Origin of the sequence: Acinetobacter sp. Lyrl_1 (assembly GCF_051948795.1) — a bacterium.
Taxonomy (GTDB): Bacteria; Pseudomonadota; Gammaproteobacteria; order Pseudomonadales; family Moraxellaceae; genus Acinetobacter; species Acinetobacter towneri.
In genome coordinates this window covers 1-19469 of record NZ_JAYJLK010000024.1, presented here as the reverse complement: position 1 = coordinate 19469, position 19469 = coordinate 1, and the positions used below count along the sequence as shown (strand labels likewise).

Genomic DNA, 19469 nt, shown 5'->3' with positions numbered 1-19469 from the left:
AAAAGCGCAGTGATAGCATATTCGCAGACCAGTTAGACTGCGCCTGCGTTGTTAGTGCCTAACAAAATTTAGGAATAATAAAAGCATACAACAGACTAACGTCGGTTTTTTTTAATCTCATATTTTAGAGAGTGATGCCATGTTATTCAAAAAAATCGCTATTGCTGCTGCAGTTGCTACTACTTTAGCTTTCGTTGGTTGTGCTAAAAAAACTGAAGAAGCTGCTGCTGACGCTAACGCTGCTGCATCTGAAGCTGTTGTAGCTGCATCTGAAGCTGAAGCTGCTGCTGACGCTGCTGCTGTAGAAGTTGCTTCTGGCGCTGAAGCTGCTGTAGACGCTGCTACTGATGCTGCTGACACTGCTGCTGCTGCTGCAACTGACGCTGCTGATGCTGCTGTAGACGCTGCTGCTGCTGCTTCTGAAGCTGCTGCTCAATAATCGATACGATTATGCAGTACAAAAAGAGAGCCGATGGCTCTCTTTTTTATTTCTGAATATTTTGTCTAAAATTTATTTTACTCAGCACAATATCTCCAAATCGCTCAATCCATCTTTTTCAAGTAGATGATTCAGCATATAAAAGCATTTAACCAAAACACTTAACCCCATTCGGCATTTATTTCGATATAACCTTTTGGTTTCTCATCTCCACGCTCAATTCTTAGGTAGCGTCTTGTTCAGCTCTACAGTGTTTTCATTCATATCCATAGTTTGATTCAAGTCTCTCAATTGCAAGATCAATCACTATGTCTTGCTAAATCACAGCGTCTTTCTAAAATCTCTTATAAAAAGCATAAAAAAAAGCAGATCAATCGATCTGCTCATTTCCCACACGCTGGCGGAATTTCTGCCCTGCGCGGAATGTGACTACACGGCGGGCTGAAATTGGAATTTCTTCGCCTGTTTTCGGGTTGCGACCAGGTCGTTGACGTTTATCACGTAACTCGAAGTTCCCAAACCCTGAAAGTTTAACTTGCTCGCCAGAGATCAGTGCTTGGCTGATCTCATCAAAAAATAACTCGACCATTTGTTTCGCTTCACGGCGGTTTAAACTCGTGAGCTCACTTAAATGATCAGCCATTTCTGCTTTTGTTAATGCTGTCATGAAGCCCTCAATGTCGCTTGGTAAGTGTTTTCCAACACTTGCAGAATGTTATCCATACCAGATTTAATTTCAGCATCTTCAAGTGTACGTGTTGGATGTTGCCATAACAGGGCAAAAGCCAAAGAACGCTTGCCTTGTTCAACACCTTGTCCAGTATACACATCGAATAACCAAGTTGAGTCTAACAGCGCTCCACCCGTTTTTTCAATAAGTTGCTGAATTTCGCTTACATTTATCTTATCACTAATTAAAAGCGCAATATCACGTCTAACCGATGGAAAACGTGATAATTCTGTAAAATTAGATACATAAGTTTGCAAAACTGCTGTTTGATCGAGTTCAGCCACCCAAGTCGTGCCTAAATCCAGCTCATCTTCTAAAGATGGATGTAAACGACCAAAGTAACCAATAGACTGACCATCTACCAAAATTTCAGCAGATTGTCCAGGATGCAACCAAGTACGCTCTGAACGAACATACTCTACCTGCACACGACCTGCAGCTAAAATTTCTTCAATATCGCCTTTAAAATCGAAGAAATCCATAGGCTGAGCTTTAGCATGCCAAGATTCTGCATGTTTAGCACCCACCGCAATCAATGCCAAAGTTGGAATTTGCTTCAAGTCATGAATGCTTGCTGCATGTTGATAATCAAAACGTAAACCCAACTCAAAGAAACGCACACGGTTTTGTTGACGATTCACGTTGTACTGAACGCATGGAATTAAGCTGGATAACAACGTTGAGCGCATTACTGCCAAATCGCTTGAAATTGGATTCGCCAATGCCAACGGATTCACTGCAGGGTTTAATTGTTTTTCCAATTTTGCATCGGCAAAGCTAAAACTAATTGCTTCTTGATAACCTAAAGTCACTGCGGTTTGACGTAATTGCGCAACTTCAAACTGATCTTGGTATTTTGCTAATTGCACATCAATCACAGGCAAACTGATTTGAATGTTGTCATAACCGTGAATACGAGCAACTTCTTCAATTAAGTCTTGGTAAATTGCCATATCAAAACGATGTGATGGTGGTACAACGCTCCACTGACCTTCAGCTTGAACAGTAACTTCGCAGCCTAAACGAGTTAAAGCATCGGCAATAAATGTAGCATCAACGTGATAACCCAAGAGCTGATCGACTTGCGCTTGATTTAACGCAATTGCTTCACGTGTTGGCAATTGTGCTGCTTGTTCTGCCACTGTAATTGGACCAAATTCGCCGCCAGCAAATTCTGCAATCAGTTGTGATGCACGGTTCATCGCCAATAATGGCAATTCAAAATCGACACCACGTTCATAACGCTGTGAGGCATCGGTATGCAAACCATAACGACGTGCACGACCTGCGATATGCAATGGTGCAAAGAAAGCGGATTCAAGGAAAATTTCTGTGGTTTCATCACTTACCGCAGAAGATAAACCACCCATGATGCCCGCCATCGCCAATACTTTTGCGTCATCGGCAATCACCATCACATCATCTTGCAGCTCAACTTCTTGCTCGTTTAACAGCACCAATTTTTCTGCTGCAGTCGCTTGACGAACTTGAATGCCACCTTGAATTTTAGCACCATCAAAAGCGTGCATTGGCTGACCCAATTCAATCAAGACATAGTTGGTAATATCAACCAAAATACTGTGCTGACGGATACCTGAACGTGCCAACGCGCGCTCCATCCACTCAGGTGTAGCGGCTTTGGTATTTACATTTTTAATCACACGACCTAAATAACGTGGGCAGCCTTCCGTCAAACTTTGTACAGTTTTTTCATCCTGAATAGTTGCCGCTACTGCCTGAATGTCAGGTGTATTCACTGGCAATTGGTTAATCACCCCAATTTCACGGGCAATACCACGAATACTGAAACAATCACCACGGTTTGGAGTAATACTGATATCAATGACATGGTCATCTAGATCAAGATATTCACGTACATTCACACCTACAGGTGCATCTGCAGGCAGTTCCAATAAACCATCAAGTTTATCTTCAAGGTCAATTTCTGATGCGCCGCAGAGCATCCCTTGTGATTCCACACCACGCAGTTTGCCTTTTTTGATTTTAAAGTCGCCTGGCAATACCGCACCAATGGTTGCCACAGGTGCTTTCATACCTACACGCACGTTTGGCGCACCACACACAATCTGCAACGGCTCACCTGAACCAATATTTACCGTAGTCACACGTAAACGATCTGCATCTGGATGCTGTTCAACCGTTAAGACTTCACCCACCACAACGCCTGTAAATGGCTTTGCTGCTGGTGACATATCATCAACTTCTAAACCCAGCATCGTGAGTTGATTCGATAAAGTATCGCTGTCAATGGCTGGGTTAACCCACGTGCGTAGCCAATTTTCGCTAATTTTCATTGATATAAAACCTATAAATCTAAATTTTGAATCCCCTCTACTCCCTCTTTTCAAAGAAGAAGCATCCTGTGTCATATATGGACACCCCTCTCCTTTTAGGAGAGGTCAGGGAGAGGTATAAATTTGTTTTTAAGCAAACTGGCGCAAGAAACGCACATCATTTTGGTAGAACATACGCAAGTCATTGATGCCATAACGCAACATCGCAAAACGCTCTACCCCTAAACCGAAGGCAAAACCTTTATATTTTTCTGGGTCGATGCCTGAAGCGCGTAACACGTTTGGATGCACCATGCCGCAGCCCAAAACTTCCAACCAGCGACCACGTTCATCCATAATATCCACTTCAGCACTTGGCTCTGTGAATGGGAAATAAGATGGGCGGAAACGTACTTTTAAGTCTTTTTCAAAGAATTCATTTAATAAGTTAATCAACAAACCTTTGAGTTCTGCAAAACTGGTATTTTCTGCGACGTATAAGCCTTCAATTTGATGGAACATTGGTGAGTGTGTTTGGTCTGAGTCGCAGCGATACACACGACCTGGACAAACAATACGAATAGGCGGCTGTTGATTTTCCATGGTGCGAATTTGTACGCCCGACGTGTGGGTACGCAATAAATGATTCACATCAAAATAGAAAGTATCGTGCATGGCACGCGCAGGGTGATGTCCTGGAATATTCAACGCTTCAAAGTTGTGATAGTCATCTTCAACTTCTGGGCCCGTTGCCACGGTAAAACCTGCTTTGGTAAAGAATTGGCAAATACGTTCCTGTACCTGCGTAACTGGGTGAATACTGCCGATGCTTTGACCACGACCTGGCAAAGTAATATCAACGGTTTCATTCGCCAGTTTTTGTGCCAAAGCCGCTTGTTGTAATTCAGTTTGACGCGCAGTTAATGCCGCATTGATTGCTTCACGCACAGCATGAATTTGTGCACCAAATTCTTTACGCTGTTCAGGGTCCATTTTACCCAGTGCTTTGGATTGTTCCGCAAGCTGGCTTTTTTTCCCCGTAAATTGCACTCGCACCTGGTCGAGTGTAGCAAGGTCCTCTGCTGCTGCAATTGCAGCGAGCGCTTCATTGGTCAGGGCTTCCAGTGACATAGTAACTCTCAAAAGCAACAATTTAGAAATAATTTAAAAACCCCGTATTCTAACAGTTTTTAGTCGCTTTGATGAAGCTTCGATGTAATGAAAATTAGATTAGCATCTTGAAATACAAAAAGTATAAGATAAAGCCAATCACCACGAGATCTCAACATTATGGCGCTCGATCAGATTTGGAAACAGCAACTTGCCCTTGTGACTTATGGCAATGAATATTTGGCTCAAGATTTAAGTTTTAATCATTGGCTCAAGCATCAAGTGTTTAACCAGCATCAAATTCAGTTTCGTGATTTATTGTCACAACATTTACTGGCACAACACTTTCAAATCTGGTTAGAGCATCTTAAACAACAAGGTGTGCGACGTTTAAGCCTACATCAGGCAAGTATTTTAAATGATGAAAAAAACCCCAATCCAAATGTAGAGTTATTGCCTTTTGCACACTTTATTGTGAGTCACGAGGCACAGCACAAATCTGCTTGGATTTTCGGAAAAGAGCTTGCAGAATGGTATACCGCAGAACAAGATTATATGGCGCCTGTTTCCCAACAGAGCGAGCTACGTCAAGAAGTCATGTGGCGTTATCAATTAAATCACAAACTTGCCAGACAGCTCGATACAGATTTTGCCTCTCCAAACTGGGATGAAATTGATCGCTTTATTCGCTCCGAGTTATTTTTAAATCCTTGTGCTACAGAGTTTGTTGAACCAGAGCAAAGCGCTAAACCTTATTTCGGTGTAGATCTTACTCAAAACGCAACTGAAAGCATGTACCCAACTTTGGCGTTAATTCCCGCAGACTACCCTGCTGCCTATGCACATCAGATGCTGTATCGTTTAGATGCACTGGATCAACACATTCAGAATAAAATCCAGCATCCTTATCATGCCGATGGCACAGAACTTGAACCAAGCGAACAACTCAATTTACGTCATTTTTCTCAGAAACTTGAAGATTTACACGCCAAATTTATCACCAAGGTTGCGAACCATTATCAGACCGCACAGCTCACGCCAGTGCAAACACCTGATCCTTTTGAATCAACGCCTAGCCAAGTACAAAACATCGCTTCACCACAAATACCAACACCTGCAGCTACGCATAAAGTGGGTACATCTGCCGTGATTAAACTGATTTTAATGACTGTGGTTATTTGTGCAGCTGCCTATTATTTTGGTTTATAAGCTTAGGGGCTGTTGACAATTCGTCTATGTTTGCGACAACGCATATTTTTTAGCTGATATAAGGCATGGGACAGGAAATTTAGTCATTCTAAATGACCGGCACATAACGCAATAGCAGCAAAAAATATGCTTGTCCTTCGCTGCGCCTTCCGCTGCAAACAAAGCAGTGCTTGTTTTTGCTCAGGCTGTGGCTAAAAATTTCTCAGATTGAGTTATGAAACTTGGCAGAGACCCTAAATTTCAGGCATAAAAAAAGACCGCAAATGCGGTCTTTCTTTTAAGTCATAAAGACTTATGCAGCTAATGCATCTTTAGCTTTTGTAGCTAAAGCAGCAAATGCAACTGCGTCATGCATAGCGATGTCAGCAAGTACGCGACGGTCGATAATCACTTGTGCTTTTTTCAAGCCAGCGATCATACGGCTGTACGATAAACCATTTTGACGAGCGCCCGCATTGATACGCGCAATCCATAAAGCACGGAATTGACGTTTCTTTTGACGACGGTCACGGTAAGCGTATTGACCTGCTTTGATTACCGCTTGGAACGCTACGCGATATACGCGTGAACGAGCACCATAGTAACCTTTAGCACGAGCAAGAATTTTTTTATGACGGCGATGAGCCTGTACACCACGTTTTACACGAGCCATTTATAATCTCCTTAGATGTATGGGCACATAGCACGAACAGCAGCAACGTCACTCACGTGAACCATTACACAGCCGCGCAATTGACGGATACGTTTAGCAGATTTTTTGGTCAAAATGTGGCGTTTGAACGCTTGTTTACGCTTGAAACCGTTAGCAGTCGCTTTGAAACGTTTAGCTGCACCACGGCGAGTTTTTAACTTAGCCATAACAACCTCTTTAAACACCTGTTCGGCACGTCTGCACCATTGCAAAAACGACCTGCAGGTAAGGGAGCGAGTATTCTAAAGCATCTTTGCTTAAAACAAAAGCATATTGGCTAAATAAAAAATGATCATTACCTCACTCATTTGCCGTAATTCAACTCAGGAAAAAATACTGGAATTGTGAACACCCACTACAATTCAAAATAAAGCTAAAGCTCTGTCAAAAATTGTGCAGATCAACACCCTAAAAACTTGCAATAAGTTGCGGATTACCCTTGCGATTATCCACAATTCCATCAATACTTCGCCTCGTCTTGTGTGAGATAAAAAAGACCGTAATATGATGAAAACATCTTTATATATAACTCTATTGCTTGGACTCAGTGCGACGCATCTTTTTGCAAAACCACCGCAGCAGAAATCGACACCAAAAGCCACACTCGAAGTACAAAAAAGTGCTGCCTTGCCTGCTCATCTCACCACACGCTTAGCATGGCGCAAGTTTCCACAACCCAAATATAAAAATGAAGATTTAAATCAACAAAACCGAGCTGCAATTGTGCGTATTTATGCAGATGAAACCGGCAAAATCAGTCAAGCCACTATTCAAGAAAGTACAGGGCTGAAAAAATTAGATGATGCCTTATTACAAGCGGTTCGCACTGCTGAAATTCAACCGACCTATGTAGAAGATACTGCCGTACCGACCATTGGTTTTCAAAGCTTTAATTTAAGATTTCAGGATAACCAGCACGAAGATTGCCAGTTTGATTTTCAATCTAAACAATGGTTAGCACAGCAACAACAGCAAAAAGTTCAATTTAAGTATCGTAGTCAACCACAATTAAACTTAAGTGCGGAAGATTTAAAAAATCACTCACGTAAGTTAAAGTTTCAATTCAAAGTAAATAAGCATGGCGAAGTGAAACGTGTGAAATTGACACAAGGTTCGGGACAATACGCACTTGATCAACAAGTTTTAGCTGCAGTGAAAGCTGCTCAAGTAGATGTACCGCGTCAATTTTGGCTGTATAAAAAGTCAAAATTAAAAGATGAAATTTATTTTGATTTAAACACGTGTGATGCTCAAGAACAGTCATAAGTGTCTATAAATAATAGGGGTTGCTTGCTTAAACCCATGTATAAACAAAATAAATAAACAGATAACGCCCGATTTTGGCTAGACTCACCATCAACACAAAACGGGCAAAATGTTCTTTCATTAAACCTGCAATCAGCGTAATTGGATCACCAATAATCGGCACCCAACTGAGCAGTAAAGACCAAAACCCATATTTGGCGTAGGTGTGCTGTGCTTTTTCTAATTGTGTAGCCGAAACAGGAAACCACTTTTTATCTTTATAATGTTCGATCTTGAGTCCCAAATACCAGTTCACACAAGAACCTAAAATATTACCTAGACTGGCAATGCTAATCAGCCAAATGGGTGCATAGCTGCCTTCATATAACAGCCCCAACAACACAGCTTCGGACTGTAAAGGCAATAAAGTTGCCGCACCAAATGCAGATAAAAATAAACCAAACAGCGTCCAAAGCATAGACGATTTAAAGCCCTAAAGCCTGCTTGGTTTTACGATATTCCCAGTTCGCCCAAACAATACTAAGCAAAATAAGTGCCGCACGTGCCCATGTATAACGCTGAGTAACAGGCTCAATCGCAGCACGTAAAACCTGTTGATCTGTGCTATTTAAAGCCGCAATCATATTCTGCACATGAAATGCTTCGATCACAAATAAGATCAAGCAAGACACAATGCCCAAAATAATGCTCCAATACACTTTGGCATTTTGCTCAACAATCTTGGTAAAGTTTAAAAAAAATTCTTGCATAGCTCATCCAATAAAAAAGCCACCTGAAAAAGTGAGGTATCAGGTGGCTGGCATCTTAGCATAAAAGTAGATTTAAACTTGAATCGCGAGTGCTTTCTGCACTGCAGGGCGCGCAGTCAGCCGTGTAATATAGTCTTGTACATACGGATAATCTTCCAGCGAAATATTTTGCCAGTCATGACGTAACGCCCACGGCAAAATAGCCATATCAGCAATTGAATATTCGCCCGCCACGTACTTTTGCCCCATCAACTGCTTATTTAACACGCCATACAAACGCTTGGATTCATTGATATAGCGTTCAATCGCATAAGGAATTTTCTCTGGTGCATAACGGCTAAAATGATGATTCTGTCCTAACATTGGACCAAAACCACCCATTTGCCACATGAGCCACTGCTCTACTTCAACACGCTCCTGTTCATCGGTAGGATAAAACATGCCAGTTTTGCGCCCTAGATATTGCAAAATTGCACCCGACTCAAACACAGAGATTGGCTCACCACGCGGACCGTTCTGATCGACAATTGCAGGAATTTTATTATTGGGCGAAATTTTTAAAAAATCTGGCTGAAATTGATCATCTTCTGAAATATTGATGGGGAAAATTTGATATTCCAAACCCATTTCTTCAAGTGCAATACTAATTTTATGACCGTTGGGGGTGCCCCAATAATAAAGATCAATCATGTTTTATCCTTCATTACTTTTTTTGCTTTTTGACCAGCATTCTTCTACTGCGGTTTTAGTTATAGCATGTTTTTAAGCGTTTGTTGCGTGTCGCTGCGTAGAGTTTTTTTATCGAATGGCATATCTCATAAACATGAAACATAGATGCTCACTTTCATCACGCAAAAAAAAGCACCGCCAAGGTGCAGTGCTTCTTTTGTTCAAGATGGGATTACTTTTTCTTTTTAGGACCAAGCAACATACCCATTTGACGACCTTCCATTTTTGGTGCTTGTTCAACTACACCATATTCAATTACATCTGCTTCAACTTTTTGCAATTGAGCCAAACCTAACTGTTGGTGAGCCATTTCACGACCACGGAAGCGTAAAGTGATTTTTACCTTGTTCCCTTCTTCAAGGAATTTGATAATTGCACGTAATTTTACGTTGTAATCACCAACATCAGTCGCAGGGCGGAGCTTGATTTCTTTCACCTGTACTTGATGCTGTTTTTTCTTCGCTTCTTTCTGCTTTTGCTTTAGATCAAACAAATGCTTGTTAAAGTCCATGATTTTGCACACCGGTGGTTCGGCATTTGCCACAATTTCCACCAAGTCAAGGTCAACGCTTTCTGCTGCGCGTAATGCATCAGCCAAGCTTACAATACCTTTTTGCTCACCATTTTCGTCTACAAGACGGACTTCTTTTGCACGAATTTCATCATTCAAAGCAGGACGGTTAGATTTTCCGCCCTGTTGATTACGGTCAGGCTGTTTAATCGCTGTTACTCCACAATATACCGGCCGCGTTCTGCGACGGCTGTTTTCACTAGGTCAATGAAAGCATCAATTGACATAGTACCCAAATTTGTTCCTGAGCGAGTACGGACGTTTACCGTTCCTTCTTCCACTTCACGGTCCCCAAGTACCAGTAAGTATGGAATACGCTCTAATGTACGCTCACGAATCTTAAAGCCGATTTTCTCATTTCTCAAGTCAGAAATAGCACGAATACCGTTTTCTTTAAGTTTTGCGACGACCTGTTCACTTGCAGCAGCTTGTGAATCGGTAATATTCATGACACAAGCTTGCACTGGCGCTAACCATGGTGGCATAAAGCCTGCATAGTGCTCAATAAGTATACCAATAAATCGTTCAAAGCTGCCAAGAATTGCGCGGTGCAACATTACAGGCTGATCACGATCATTGTCTTCAGTGACATAAGATGCCTCTAAACGCTCAGGCAAGTTAAAGTCACACTGAATTGTACCACATTGCCACACACGACCTAAGCAGTCTTTCAGTGAGAATTCAATTTTCGGGCCGTAGAACGCACCTTCACCCGGTTGTAACTCCCATTCCAGACCTGCAGCATCCAAGGCATCAGCCAAAGATTTTTCTGCCATATCCCAAAGTGCATCATCTCCCACACGTTTTTCAGGACGTGTAGACAGTTTCATTTGCACCTCTTCAAAACCGAAATCTTTATAAACATCTAAAGTCAGTTTGATAAAGTCTGCAACTTCTGGCCCAATTTGTTCTTTGGTACAGAAAATGTGGGCATCGTCTTGAGTAAAGCCACGTACGCGCATAATGCCGTGTAATGAACCCGATGGCTCGTTACGGTGACATGAACCAAATTCTGCCAGACGAATTGGCAAATCACGATACGACTTTAGCCCTTGGTTAAAGACTTGTACGTGACATGGGCAGTTCATTGGTTTTACTGCATAGTTACGGTTTTCAGAATGGGTAGTGAACATATTGTCTGCGTAGTTGGCAGCATGTCCTGATTTTTCCCATAGCGTGAAATCGACCACTTGCGGGGTACGAATTTCTAGGTAACCGTTGTCTTGTTGTACTTTACGCATGTACTGCTCAAGTACTTGGTAAATCGTCCAGCCATTTGGATGCCAGAACACCATGCCTGGTGCTTCTTCTTGCATATGGAACAAGTCCAAAGCTTTACCAATTTTACGGTGGTCACGCTTTTCTGCTTCTTCAATACGTTTGATATACGCCGCGAGCTGTTTTTTGTCCGCCCAAGCCGTACCATAAATACGTTGTAACTGTTCGTTTTTCGCATCACCGCGCCAATAAGCGCCTGAAATTTTGGTGAGTTTGAACGACTTTAAGAATTTAGTGTTTGGAACGTGTGGACCACGACACATATCCAAATAGTCTTGATGATAGTACAAGCCCATTTGGGTTTCGTTTGGCATGTCTGCAATCAAACGTAATTTATATTCTTCGCCACGCGCTGTAAATTCTGCAATCACTTCATCACGCGGGGTCATTTTTTTTACAACATCATAATCTTGGTCGATGAGCTTTTTCATGCGCTCTTCGATTGCTGCCAAGTCATCTAACGTAAATGGACGTGGCATCCAAATGTCATAGTAGAAACCTTCTTCAATGACAGGACCAATCACCATTTTCGCTTCAGGAAAAAGCTGTTTTACCGCATGCCCCACCAAGTGCGCACATGAGTGACGGATAATCTCTACGCCTTCTTCATCTTTAGGCGTAATAATTTGTAGGGTTGCGTCTTCGGTAATTAAATCGCAGGCATCGACCAAACGATCATTCACACGTCCAGCAACTGTATTTTTGGCAAGACCCGGACCGATGCTTTGAGCAACTTCCATCACAGATACGGCTTGATCAAACTGTTTTTGATCGCCATTTGGCAAAGTGATAATAGGCATAGATAAAAATCCTTAAGGAGTGATGCCCCGTACCATGGAGCATATCACCGCGAGATTATGATTAAGGGAGACCCTCAAAAGATAAAAACGGTGTATAAATAAAAAGCGCCTTAAATTTTACACGGCTTGCGTACAGGTTTAAACCTTTGTGTACTAAAAAAGCCAAAGAATCGGCATTTCAGCTGTTTTTATTCCCTAAAGGTTGCCCACGGCGTGAATTGTCCATGTTGATAGGCATACACCGCTTCAAACTGTGGCAACACCGCCTCACTCTGTTGCGGGCGTAAAAATACATAATCATCTATTTGGATGCGATGCTGTTTGGGTACTTGAATCAACTCTTGATTGCTACTGCGTCCGTATAAAGCATGTGGATGACTGCTCTCAGGATAAACATAATCTGCCATCCAATAGCCACCATAAACAAAAACGGCTTGATTGGATTGTGGCAAATAGGACTGCAAACGATCTAAGCCTGGCACTTGTACCGCAGCCAATACCTTTAAAACAGGTGTTGCAATCCACAAAGCCGATTGCAAATCTGACAAGATTTTTAAATCAAAATCACTGGGTTTAAGCAACATCGAACCAAAAGCCAGATCATTACATTCACTGTGCTGACAATGCTGCATAAATGTCAGGCTACCACCACCGTTAAAACACAAGTCATCCTGCCACAACTTTGGAAAATGATGCTGAATCAGTTGTTTATAATTTCTATATTGCTGCTGTGAGTGTTGATAGGCTTTGGCTTGTGCATGAAATACATTTGGTAATTTCACCACATGCGCATCGTACCCCATCAAACCTGACAGTTTTAAATGTTGTGGATGCTGCTGAATCAATTCCAGCATTTGCATAAATCCAGCATGATCTTGCGCCCCACCACGATGCAAACCGATATCAATTTCAAGATTAATATTCAAACAAAGCTGGCGTTGTTGTGCCAAATGTAAATACTGTTGTAAACGTGCAGGTTGATCAACCAACCATTGTAAATGCAATTGGATATTCTCAGCAGACGCCATCACCTGCTGATAAAAAGCATCTACCGCACGTATTGGCATTGGCTTGCCAAACAGTACATCTGCTTGTGGAAAGTGCTGCATCACTTCATACAAATGTGGCAGATGAAACAACATAAAACGCTGCGTATTCAGACTTTGGCTTGCGTGTTGCAATATCTCCAAACACGCTAGCGATTTCACCACCAGTCGTGGTTGCAACCGTGCAGGCAAATGGGCTGCAACATAATCCAAGTTATGCTGAAAACGTGCCATATCCACAATCAGATGCGGTGTTCCTGTACCCTGTTGCTGCAAACTGTGGGTGAGTTGCTGAAAATAATCACTTTGCATGTCACGCTCCCTAATTGAATGCTCTTATTTTGCGATTGCTTGAGTTGTTTATTGAACATCACGCTGCACTCAAACTTGGAATCGTGAAAATTTGTCTTAAATATGGATTAATCCATTTTTGCTGTGGATCAAGCTGCTCACGAAGTTGCATAAAATCATCCCATTTTGGATATAACTCACGTAATTGATCCGCTTGCATACTGTGCAATTTGCCCCAATGTGGACGTCCCTGATATTTTTGTAAAATCGGTTCGACCCATTTAAAAATATGTTGGCAATCTTGTTTATAAAATTGGTGGATTGAAATAGACACCGAATCCCGTCCATAAAAAGGACTCAGCCAAATATCATCGCCTTTGACATAGCGAAACTCGATTGGGAAAAACATGGCGACACGCTGTTGTTTCAAAACCGCCAATAATTCTTCTAAACACGCCAAACCTTGCTCGGCAAGCAATTGGTATTCCATTTCGTTAAATTTGGTATTGCGTGGCGTTGGGAAAATTTGACTCGACCAATCGACATGAGTACTCGGTTTGATAAACACGCCCAACAAAGATTGTAAATACGGATTTAACTGTGGAAAAACACGGGTTATTTCCGAACAAAAATTTAATAAACGGTCTTCTGATAACCAATGTTGCGGACGAGGATCCGTCAATCCTCGGCTCTCATCTAAGGTTTTTAAAATCACCTGATCACTGTGTAAAAATGCCCAAAACTCAATATGGCGATGTTGATGCTTCCAACGGTCTATATATTGATAAATATCACTCAAGGCACATAAACGTAGCTGCTCTTTGAGTTTATAGCGCGAACGGTTTTGTAAAGTGATTTTGGTCATCACCCCAAAACTGCCCAGCGCGACCCGACCTGCCTGAAAAATTTCAGCATTGTGTTCAGGTGAACATTGCAACACCTCACCCTCTGCTGTGAGCAGTTCAAAATCAGTCACCAAAGCCGATAGACAAGGTAAATCCACACCTGTGCCATGTGTTCCTGTTGCAACCACACCTGCCAAACTCTGATGATCAATATCGCCCTGATTTTGCAGCGCCTGATGAATCGGAGCTAGACATTCACCCAGTTTGTACAGCCGAGTCCCTGCATGTAAGGTGCATTGCTGCTTTTGTGCATTAAATTGATGCACCCCCTGAATATGATCTAAATTCACCATCACATCATCGGTTGTGGCTAAGGGGCTAAAGGAATGCCCTGCTCCGACCATTCTAATTTTGTCGTGCTTTCGCACAATTTTTTTCAGTTCATCTACATTTTTCGGCTGTAAAAAGTCTGGATAGGCTGTTTGCTTTCCAGACCAGTTACTCCAACGCTGTTTCATAATCCTTCCTTTTTCTGCGTGGCATTTATTTTTATTGCAGTTTGTTTTGCGTTACTTTTTAAAGTACCGCATTAAAAAAATAGAGACACATGGATGAGATAAATGACCTCTCTATCCATATTGATTTAGATTAACCTCCTGACTAGTACATGATTTAGAATATGTTTCACATGGAACAATGTATAAAAAAACTACAATTCATTTAGCGCATTAGCTTTCAAACTGTCACGATATGTTCTTTTTTCTAATTCATCCAAAGGTACAGCGGGCGGTAATAACGATGCTGTATCGCGTTGTGGAATAGGCAAATTCAATTGCTCTGCGAAATATTGAAATTTAGTTTGCAACGCTGCCAAAGTCCACTGTCCATATAAAGTGTGACCACCTTCATAGGCTTGTTGTTGATATTCCTCGAAGGTGGTCACATAGCCCATATAATCATTGCAATATGAAGCCAACCATACTTTTTGAGTCGATTCCAATTCTTGTTGTACGGTTACTTTGAGCCTCTTAGCTGCAACAGTAGTAATTTCCCCAGGACAGCACAGCAAGGTTAAGTCGCCAATTTTAATTAATTGTAATGGCACTACATTCGGTACCAACAAGCTATGATCAATTGCGCCTACACTGGCCTGCTTGTTCATTTCTGCAATCAGTTTGTCTAAAAATTTAGGATAATGATTCAGTGGCTTGCCAAAAATGGTTTTAGAACCACATTCCAGCACAATATCTTTGGGGCCTTGTGAGGCATATAGCTGTTGATAATAGCTATAATCTGCGGCTTGAGGATTACTCAACTTTTTCTTTTTCACTCGCTGCGCTAACCATTGCATACCTTTAAAAATCGGTTGTGCCACACCTGCACCATCTACAGGTGTTCCTGCAAAAAATGCTGCACCATGACAGGCTGCACTGGTTTTTGCATCTGTTTGCCCCATCGCAAATTCAACTGGAATTTCAATATTGCTTAAATCGACATAATGGCACACAGCATCTAAAGCTCCCATTAACGGCGTACCTCTATGTGCCAAAGCTTTCAGTGCCAATTCACTTTGATAGCGACCATTTTGCTGTGTATATTCGTATTCTTTTTCATCGCGCATTGCAGCACGTACCTGTGACTGCTCAGGGCCATGATAATGTGGAGAAACATCACCCTCTGCGGCTTGGGCAAAAATTGCCACAGGATTTTTGACCCCACGTTGTTGCAGTGCACGCTCGGTACAAAGTGCGGCATAACCTTTGTTATCACCATCATGAGCGCTTAAACGACTGCTTAAACAGGTAGCATGCACCCCAAATAAAGAAAAAACTGCCTGTAAATTACCTTCGCGATAAAAACCAAGCAATTGCATATCACGATCTAAGGCCAAATGTGCCTGTTCCAGCGTTCTACGAGATACATCAGGATTACGGTTATACGCTGTTAAAGAGCGATTCCATGCCACTGGCGTTTCTTCTGCAAAACGACCATTGCTCATATAAATATCGGTTTTTTCTGGGTCGCCAAAGCTTTGAGCACACTGCCCACAATCGCATCGACCACTGCATTTAAATGTTCAGGCACAAAACCAGGTGTGGGCATATTGTACAACGCTTCATGTGCACAACCGCCAGGTGCAGAATGAGTATGCGTTGCCATCAATACCAAACGCTGCGGCTGAAAACGCTCCCCCAGCTTACGCTGTAAACGCTGTATCGCTAAATGACGCATGGCATAGGTCACACACCCCATATCCAGACAGCAAAAAATTAATAAGTCATTGTCTAAGGTTTGAATACAAATACTGCGGGCAAATAAAGCTGTTCGTTGTTCATAGGCACGATGTTTCCAGTTGCCATAACCAAACATGGCAAGCCCTTTTGGCTGAATATGAATTTCCTGTTTATCCCAACCCACCAAATACATTGCAATCGTATTCCTTTTCATCTATACAATCAGTCATGACGCTGATCAACGCCATTAAACAAAATTGCATCACGGCAAATAAGGGTCAAAGCGACAATGGCATGGGGGGATAATCGGACTTATGTCAGCAACTTCAAACTACTTGCTGCAGCACGTGCCGCCTGCCTTATTGTCAGGTCTGATTCATTACGCCAAAGAACAACAGATCCCCTATCAACCATGGTTTCAGGGAATTTCTCAAGATCTTGATCAAATCGTCCAAGGCAATGGTTTTGTTTCATTTCAAGATATTTGCAAAGTGGTGACACGCGCCCTGCAAGACACTCAATGTGCACATTTAGGCTTAGAAATTGGACGTGACAAGGGGCTGATTTCCATGGGCATGCTCGGTTTTGCCATGGTGTCCAGTCAAAATGTTGTAGAAGCCTTACAGACAGGACTGCAGTACCATCCCATTTCAGGCAGTGTGATGGATTTGGAGTACGATTTTTCCTCGACCTCTCCTACACTGGTGATGAAAGAGCGTTATCCCACGGGGAACTTACTGCGCTTTTTTTGCGATGAAGTCCTCTCCAGTATTGTTAGCTGCTTAGACGTCATGCTTGGCAATCATCAAGATTTGGTCGAAGTGCATTTTAGTTTTGCCCAACCCGACTATTTAGAGGCTTATCAGGTGCATTATCAATGTCCTCTGCACTTTTCATCATACATGAATGCTTTGGTGTTCCGACCAGAGATTTTAGGACGCCAAATTAAAACCTCTAGTGCCGCCAATTACAGCACCGCCCTGCGTGTCTGCCAACAAGCGTATCAGGATATGCAGGCGATTAATCAACAGCAATATGCACACGTGTTGAGTTATCTAATCGAACAGCATTTACCTCAGCACTTTGATATGCACCAAGCGGCACAACATTTTCAAATGAGCGAAAGACATTTACGCAGACAATTACTTGCCGAAGGCTGCAACTTCCAAAACCTGCGCCAACACGTTTTGGAAAATAAAGCCAAACAACTGCTACAACAGCCTTTGAGCATGACTGAAATTAGCCAACAACTTGGCTTTAGTGAATTACGCGAATTTCGACGTGCATTTAAGCGTTGGACAGGTCTCAGCCCATCACTCTATAAAAGCCAAATGACAGAATAAGTTAATATTTTCCAATAAGCTACTATTTTTATTGAATAAAAAATAGCTGCTAAATTTTACTTAAACTATTTTTTAAATGTACTTACAAGCGATTCAAAACAAAAACAACAGATTTTCGACTAAAGCATAACTGCAAAGCTGTCATAAAATCCCTATCTTTTTAAGTTGGATAAAATAACGACACATATTATGGAGAATAACAATGGTCAGCGCATACGATGAATTACCGCGTACCCCTGCGAACTTTGTCGCCTTGTCCCCGTTACGTTACTTAGAACGGGCAGCTTATATTTACCCGCACCAAAACGCGATTATTCACGGTTCACGTCAAATTACCTGGCGCGAAACTTATTTGCGCTGCTGCCAATTTGCACATCAACTTCAAAATTTAGGCATCAGCAAAAATGACACTGTTTCGGTGCTGCTTCCGAATGTTCCTGCCATGCTAGAAGCACACTTTGCTGTGCCAATGGCGGGTGCAGTGCTGAACACACTAAACACTCGTTTAGATGCCAAAACACTGGCGTTTATGCTCGATCATGCAGAATCCAAAGTGCTTTTGGTTGACCCTGAATTTGCGGCTTTGGCACAAGAAGCCTTAGCGATGGTCAATCATGAAATTTACGTGATTGATGTCAACGATGCAGAATATGAGCATGCTGCCAATGCCCTTAGCATCGGACAGATTGAATACGAAACTTGGCTGGCTGCAGGTGACCCAAATTTTGAATGGCATTTGCCACAAGATGAATGGGATGCAATTAGCCTGAACTATACGTCTGGCACGACAGGCAACCCGAAAGGCGTGGTCTATCATCATCGCGGTGCCTACATTAATGCAGCCAGTAATATTATTGCCTGCGGGATGACCCCACGTGCAACCTACCTATGGACACTGCCCCTATTCCACTGTAATGGCTGGTGCTTTGCATGGACGATGGCAGCCAACGGTGGCACCAATATCTGCTTACGTAAAGTCGACCCTGAACTGATTTTTAAATTAATTGCAGAGCACAAAGTCGATTATTTCTGCGGTGCGCCAATTGTCTTGTCGATGCTCATCAACACCCCTGAGGAGAAAAAGACCCAGTTTGATCACCGTGTTGAAGTGATGGTTGCGGGTGCTGCACCGCCAGCAGCAATTATTGAAGGTATGCGCAATATTGGCATTAACGTAACTCACGTTTATGGCTTAACTGAAACCTATGGCCCATCTGCGCTGTGTGCTTCTCAAGCAGGCTGGAGCGACCTATCCATTCAAGAACAAGCACAATTACATTCGCGTCAAGGCGTGCCTTATCCGCTGCAAGATGGCATGAAAGTTTTAGACCCAGAAACCATGCAACCTGTACCAAAAGACGGCAAAACCATGGGCGAAATTATGTTCCGTGGCAATATCGTGATGAAAGGCTATTTGAAAAACCCAAAAGCTACCGCAGAAGCATTTGCAGGCGGTTGGTTTCATACAGGTGATTTAGCCGTCTGCCAACCCGATGGCTACGCCAAAATTACTGACCGTTCTAAAGATGTGATTATTTCAGGGGGTGAAAATATTTCGTCACTCGAAGTGGAGGAGGTGCTGTATCAACATCCTGCAGTTTTGACAGCCGCAGTGGTGGCAAAACCAGATCCACGTTGGCAGGAAGTCCCGTGTGCCTTTATTGAACTGAAAGAAGGCAAGCAGGTCAGCCCTGAAGAAATTATTGCCTATTGCAGTCAACATTTGGCGCGTTTTAAAGTACCAAAGGATGTGGTGATTACTGAAATTCCAAAAACATCGACAGGTAAATTACAAAAATTTGTACTGCGTGAATGGGCCAAAGAGCGTTCAGTCGGTGAGTTTG

The 19469-nt window shown here is 42.4% G+C and carries 17 protein-coding genes and 1 pseudogene; 5 read left to right on the top strand and 13 right to left on the bottom strand.

The genetic code is table 11. The annotated features are described in order from the left end of the window. Nucleotides 1-139: 139 nt before the first annotated feature. The gene (locus VF675_RS08810) at nucleotides 140-439 is read left to right on the top strand and encodes a hypothetical protein (protein WP_131260745.1); all 300 of its coding nucleotides are present in this window, start codon (nucleotides 140-142) and stop codon (nucleotides 437-439) included. 370 nt (nucleotides 440-809) lie between these two features. Here the strand turns inward: VF675_RS08810 and VF675_RS08805 are convergent, their stop codons facing one another. The 3 genes from VF675_RS08805 to pheS all read right to left on the bottom strand — a co-directional run bounded on the left by VF675_RS08805 (nucleotide 810) and on the right by pheS (nucleotide 4594). Next, nucleotides 810-1106 (bottom strand): integration host factor subunit alpha, encoded by a 297-nt coding sequence (locus tag VF675_RS08805; protein ID WP_004649746.1) that lies wholly within the window; start codon nucleotides 1104-1106, stop codon nucleotides 810-812. Next, the gene (pheT, locus tag VF675_RS08800; RefSeq protein WP_346781485.1) at nucleotides 1103-3484 is read right to left on the bottom strand and encodes a phenylalanine--tRNA ligase subunit beta; all 2382 of its coding nucleotides are present in this window, start codon (nucleotides 3482-3484) and stop codon (nucleotides 1103-1105) included. Before pheT ends, VF675_RS08805 begins: the two co-directional genes overlap by 4 nt. Nucleotides 3485-3613: 129 nt before the next feature. Then, nucleotides 3614-4594 carry a phenylalanine--tRNA ligase subunit alpha gene (gene pheS / locus VF675_RS08795; RefSeq protein ID WP_004975156.1) on the bottom strand — a complete coding sequence of 327 codons (981 nt, stop codon included), beginning with the start codon at nucleotides 4592-4594 and terminating at the stop codon, nucleotides 3614-3616. Between the two features lie 159 nt (nucleotides 4595-4753). Here pheS and VF675_RS08790 point away from each other — a divergent pair, with 159 nt between their 5' ends. Beyond that, on the top strand, nucleotides 4754-5782 hold the full coding sequence (locus VF675_RS08790; RefSeq protein WP_004975155.1) for a hypothetical protein: 1029 nt from the start codon (nucleotides 4754-4756) through the stop codon (nucleotides 5780-5782). Between the two features lie 292 nt (nucleotides 5783-6074). On the opposite strand, the gene rplT is transcribed toward VF675_RS08790, so the two are convergent. Next, entirely contained in the window at nucleotides 6075-6434 is a 360-nt protein-coding gene (gene rplT, locus VF675_RS08785) for a 50S ribosomal protein L20 (protein WP_004975153.1), read from the bottom strand. Nucleotides 6435-6445: 11 nt separating this feature from the next. Beyond that, entirely contained in the window at nucleotides 6446-6640 is a 195-nt protein-coding gene (gene rpmI / locus VF675_RS08780; protein ID WP_004975152.1) for a 50S ribosomal protein L35, read from the bottom strand. 340 nt (nucleotides 6641-6980) lie between these two features. Here rpmI and VF675_RS08775 point away from each other — a divergent pair, with 340 nt between their 5' ends. Next, entirely contained in the window at nucleotides 6981-7739 is a 759-nt protein-coding gene (locus tag VF675_RS08775; RefSeq protein WP_026438356.1) for an energy transducer TonB, read from the top strand. Between the two features lie 28 nt (nucleotides 7740-7767). Here VF675_RS08775 and VF675_RS08770 read toward each other — a convergent pair whose 3' ends face one another. The 8 genes and pseudogenes from VF675_RS08770 to VF675_RS08735 form a co-directional block, all read right to left on the bottom strand. After that, nucleotides 7768-8196, bottom strand: coding sequence for a YqaA family protein (locus VF675_RS08770; RefSeq protein ID WP_004975149.1), 429 nt, complete (start codon nucleotides 8194-8196; stop codon nucleotides 7768-7770). A 7-nt stretch (nucleotides 8197-8203) separates the two neighbouring features. After that, entirely contained in the window at nucleotides 8204-8488 is a 285-nt protein-coding gene (locus tag VF675_RS08765; RefSeq protein WP_004975148.1) for a hypothetical protein, read from the bottom strand. 72 nt (nucleotides 8489-8560) lie between these two features. After that, nucleotides 8561-9178 carry a glutathione S-transferase N-terminal domain-containing protein gene (locus VF675_RS08760; protein WP_004975146.1) on the bottom strand — a complete coding sequence of 206 codons (618 nt, stop codon included), beginning with the start codon at nucleotides 9176-9178 and terminating at the stop codon, nucleotides 8561-8563. A gap of 211 nt (nucleotides 9179-9389) precedes the next feature. Then, complete coding sequence (gene infC / locus VF675_RS08755; RefSeq protein WP_096902435.1) at nucleotides 9390-9938, bottom strand: translation initiation factor IF-3; 549 nt, start codon at nucleotides 9936-9938, stop codon at nucleotides 9390-9392. Nucleotides 9939-9943: 5 nt separating this feature from the next. Then, the gene (gene thrS / locus VF675_RS08750) at nucleotides 9944-11866 is read right to left on the bottom strand and encodes a threonine--tRNA ligase (protein WP_004975142.1); all 1923 of its coding nucleotides are present in this window, start codon (nucleotides 11864-11866) and stop codon (nucleotides 9944-9946) included. Nucleotides 11867-12054: 188 nt separating this feature from the next. Continuing rightward, on the bottom strand, nucleotides 12055-13224 hold the full coding sequence (locus VF675_RS08745) for an alanine racemase (RefSeq protein WP_440205105.1): 1170 nt from the start codon (nucleotides 13222-13224) through the stop codon (nucleotides 12055-12057). A gap of 58 nt (nucleotides 13225-13282) precedes the next feature. Further along, a complete protein-coding gene (locus VF675_RS08740; RefSeq protein ID WP_440205104.1) occupies nucleotides 13283-14566 on the bottom strand; it encodes a D-arabinono-1,4-lactone oxidase in 1284 nt (427 codons plus the stop codon). A 191-nt stretch (nucleotides 14567-14757) separates the two neighbouring features. Beyond that, nucleotides 14758-16475: pseudogene (locus VF675_RS08735) on the bottom strand (neutral/alkaline non-lysosomal ceramidase N-terminal domain-containing protein). 121 nt (nucleotides 16476-16596) lie between these two features. Between VF675_RS08735 and VF675_RS08730 the strand changes: the two are divergent. Then, on the top strand, nucleotides 16597-17625 hold the full coding sequence (locus tag VF675_RS08730; RefSeq protein WP_004975134.1) for an AraC family transcriptional regulator: 1029 nt from the start codon (nucleotides 16597-16599) through the stop codon (nucleotides 17623-17625). A gap of 202 nt (nucleotides 17626-17827) precedes the next feature. Beyond that, a partial coding sequence (locus VF675_RS08725; protein WP_440205103.1) for an acyl-CoA synthetase occupies nucleotides 17828-19469 on the top strand: 1642 nt, incomplete at its 3' end.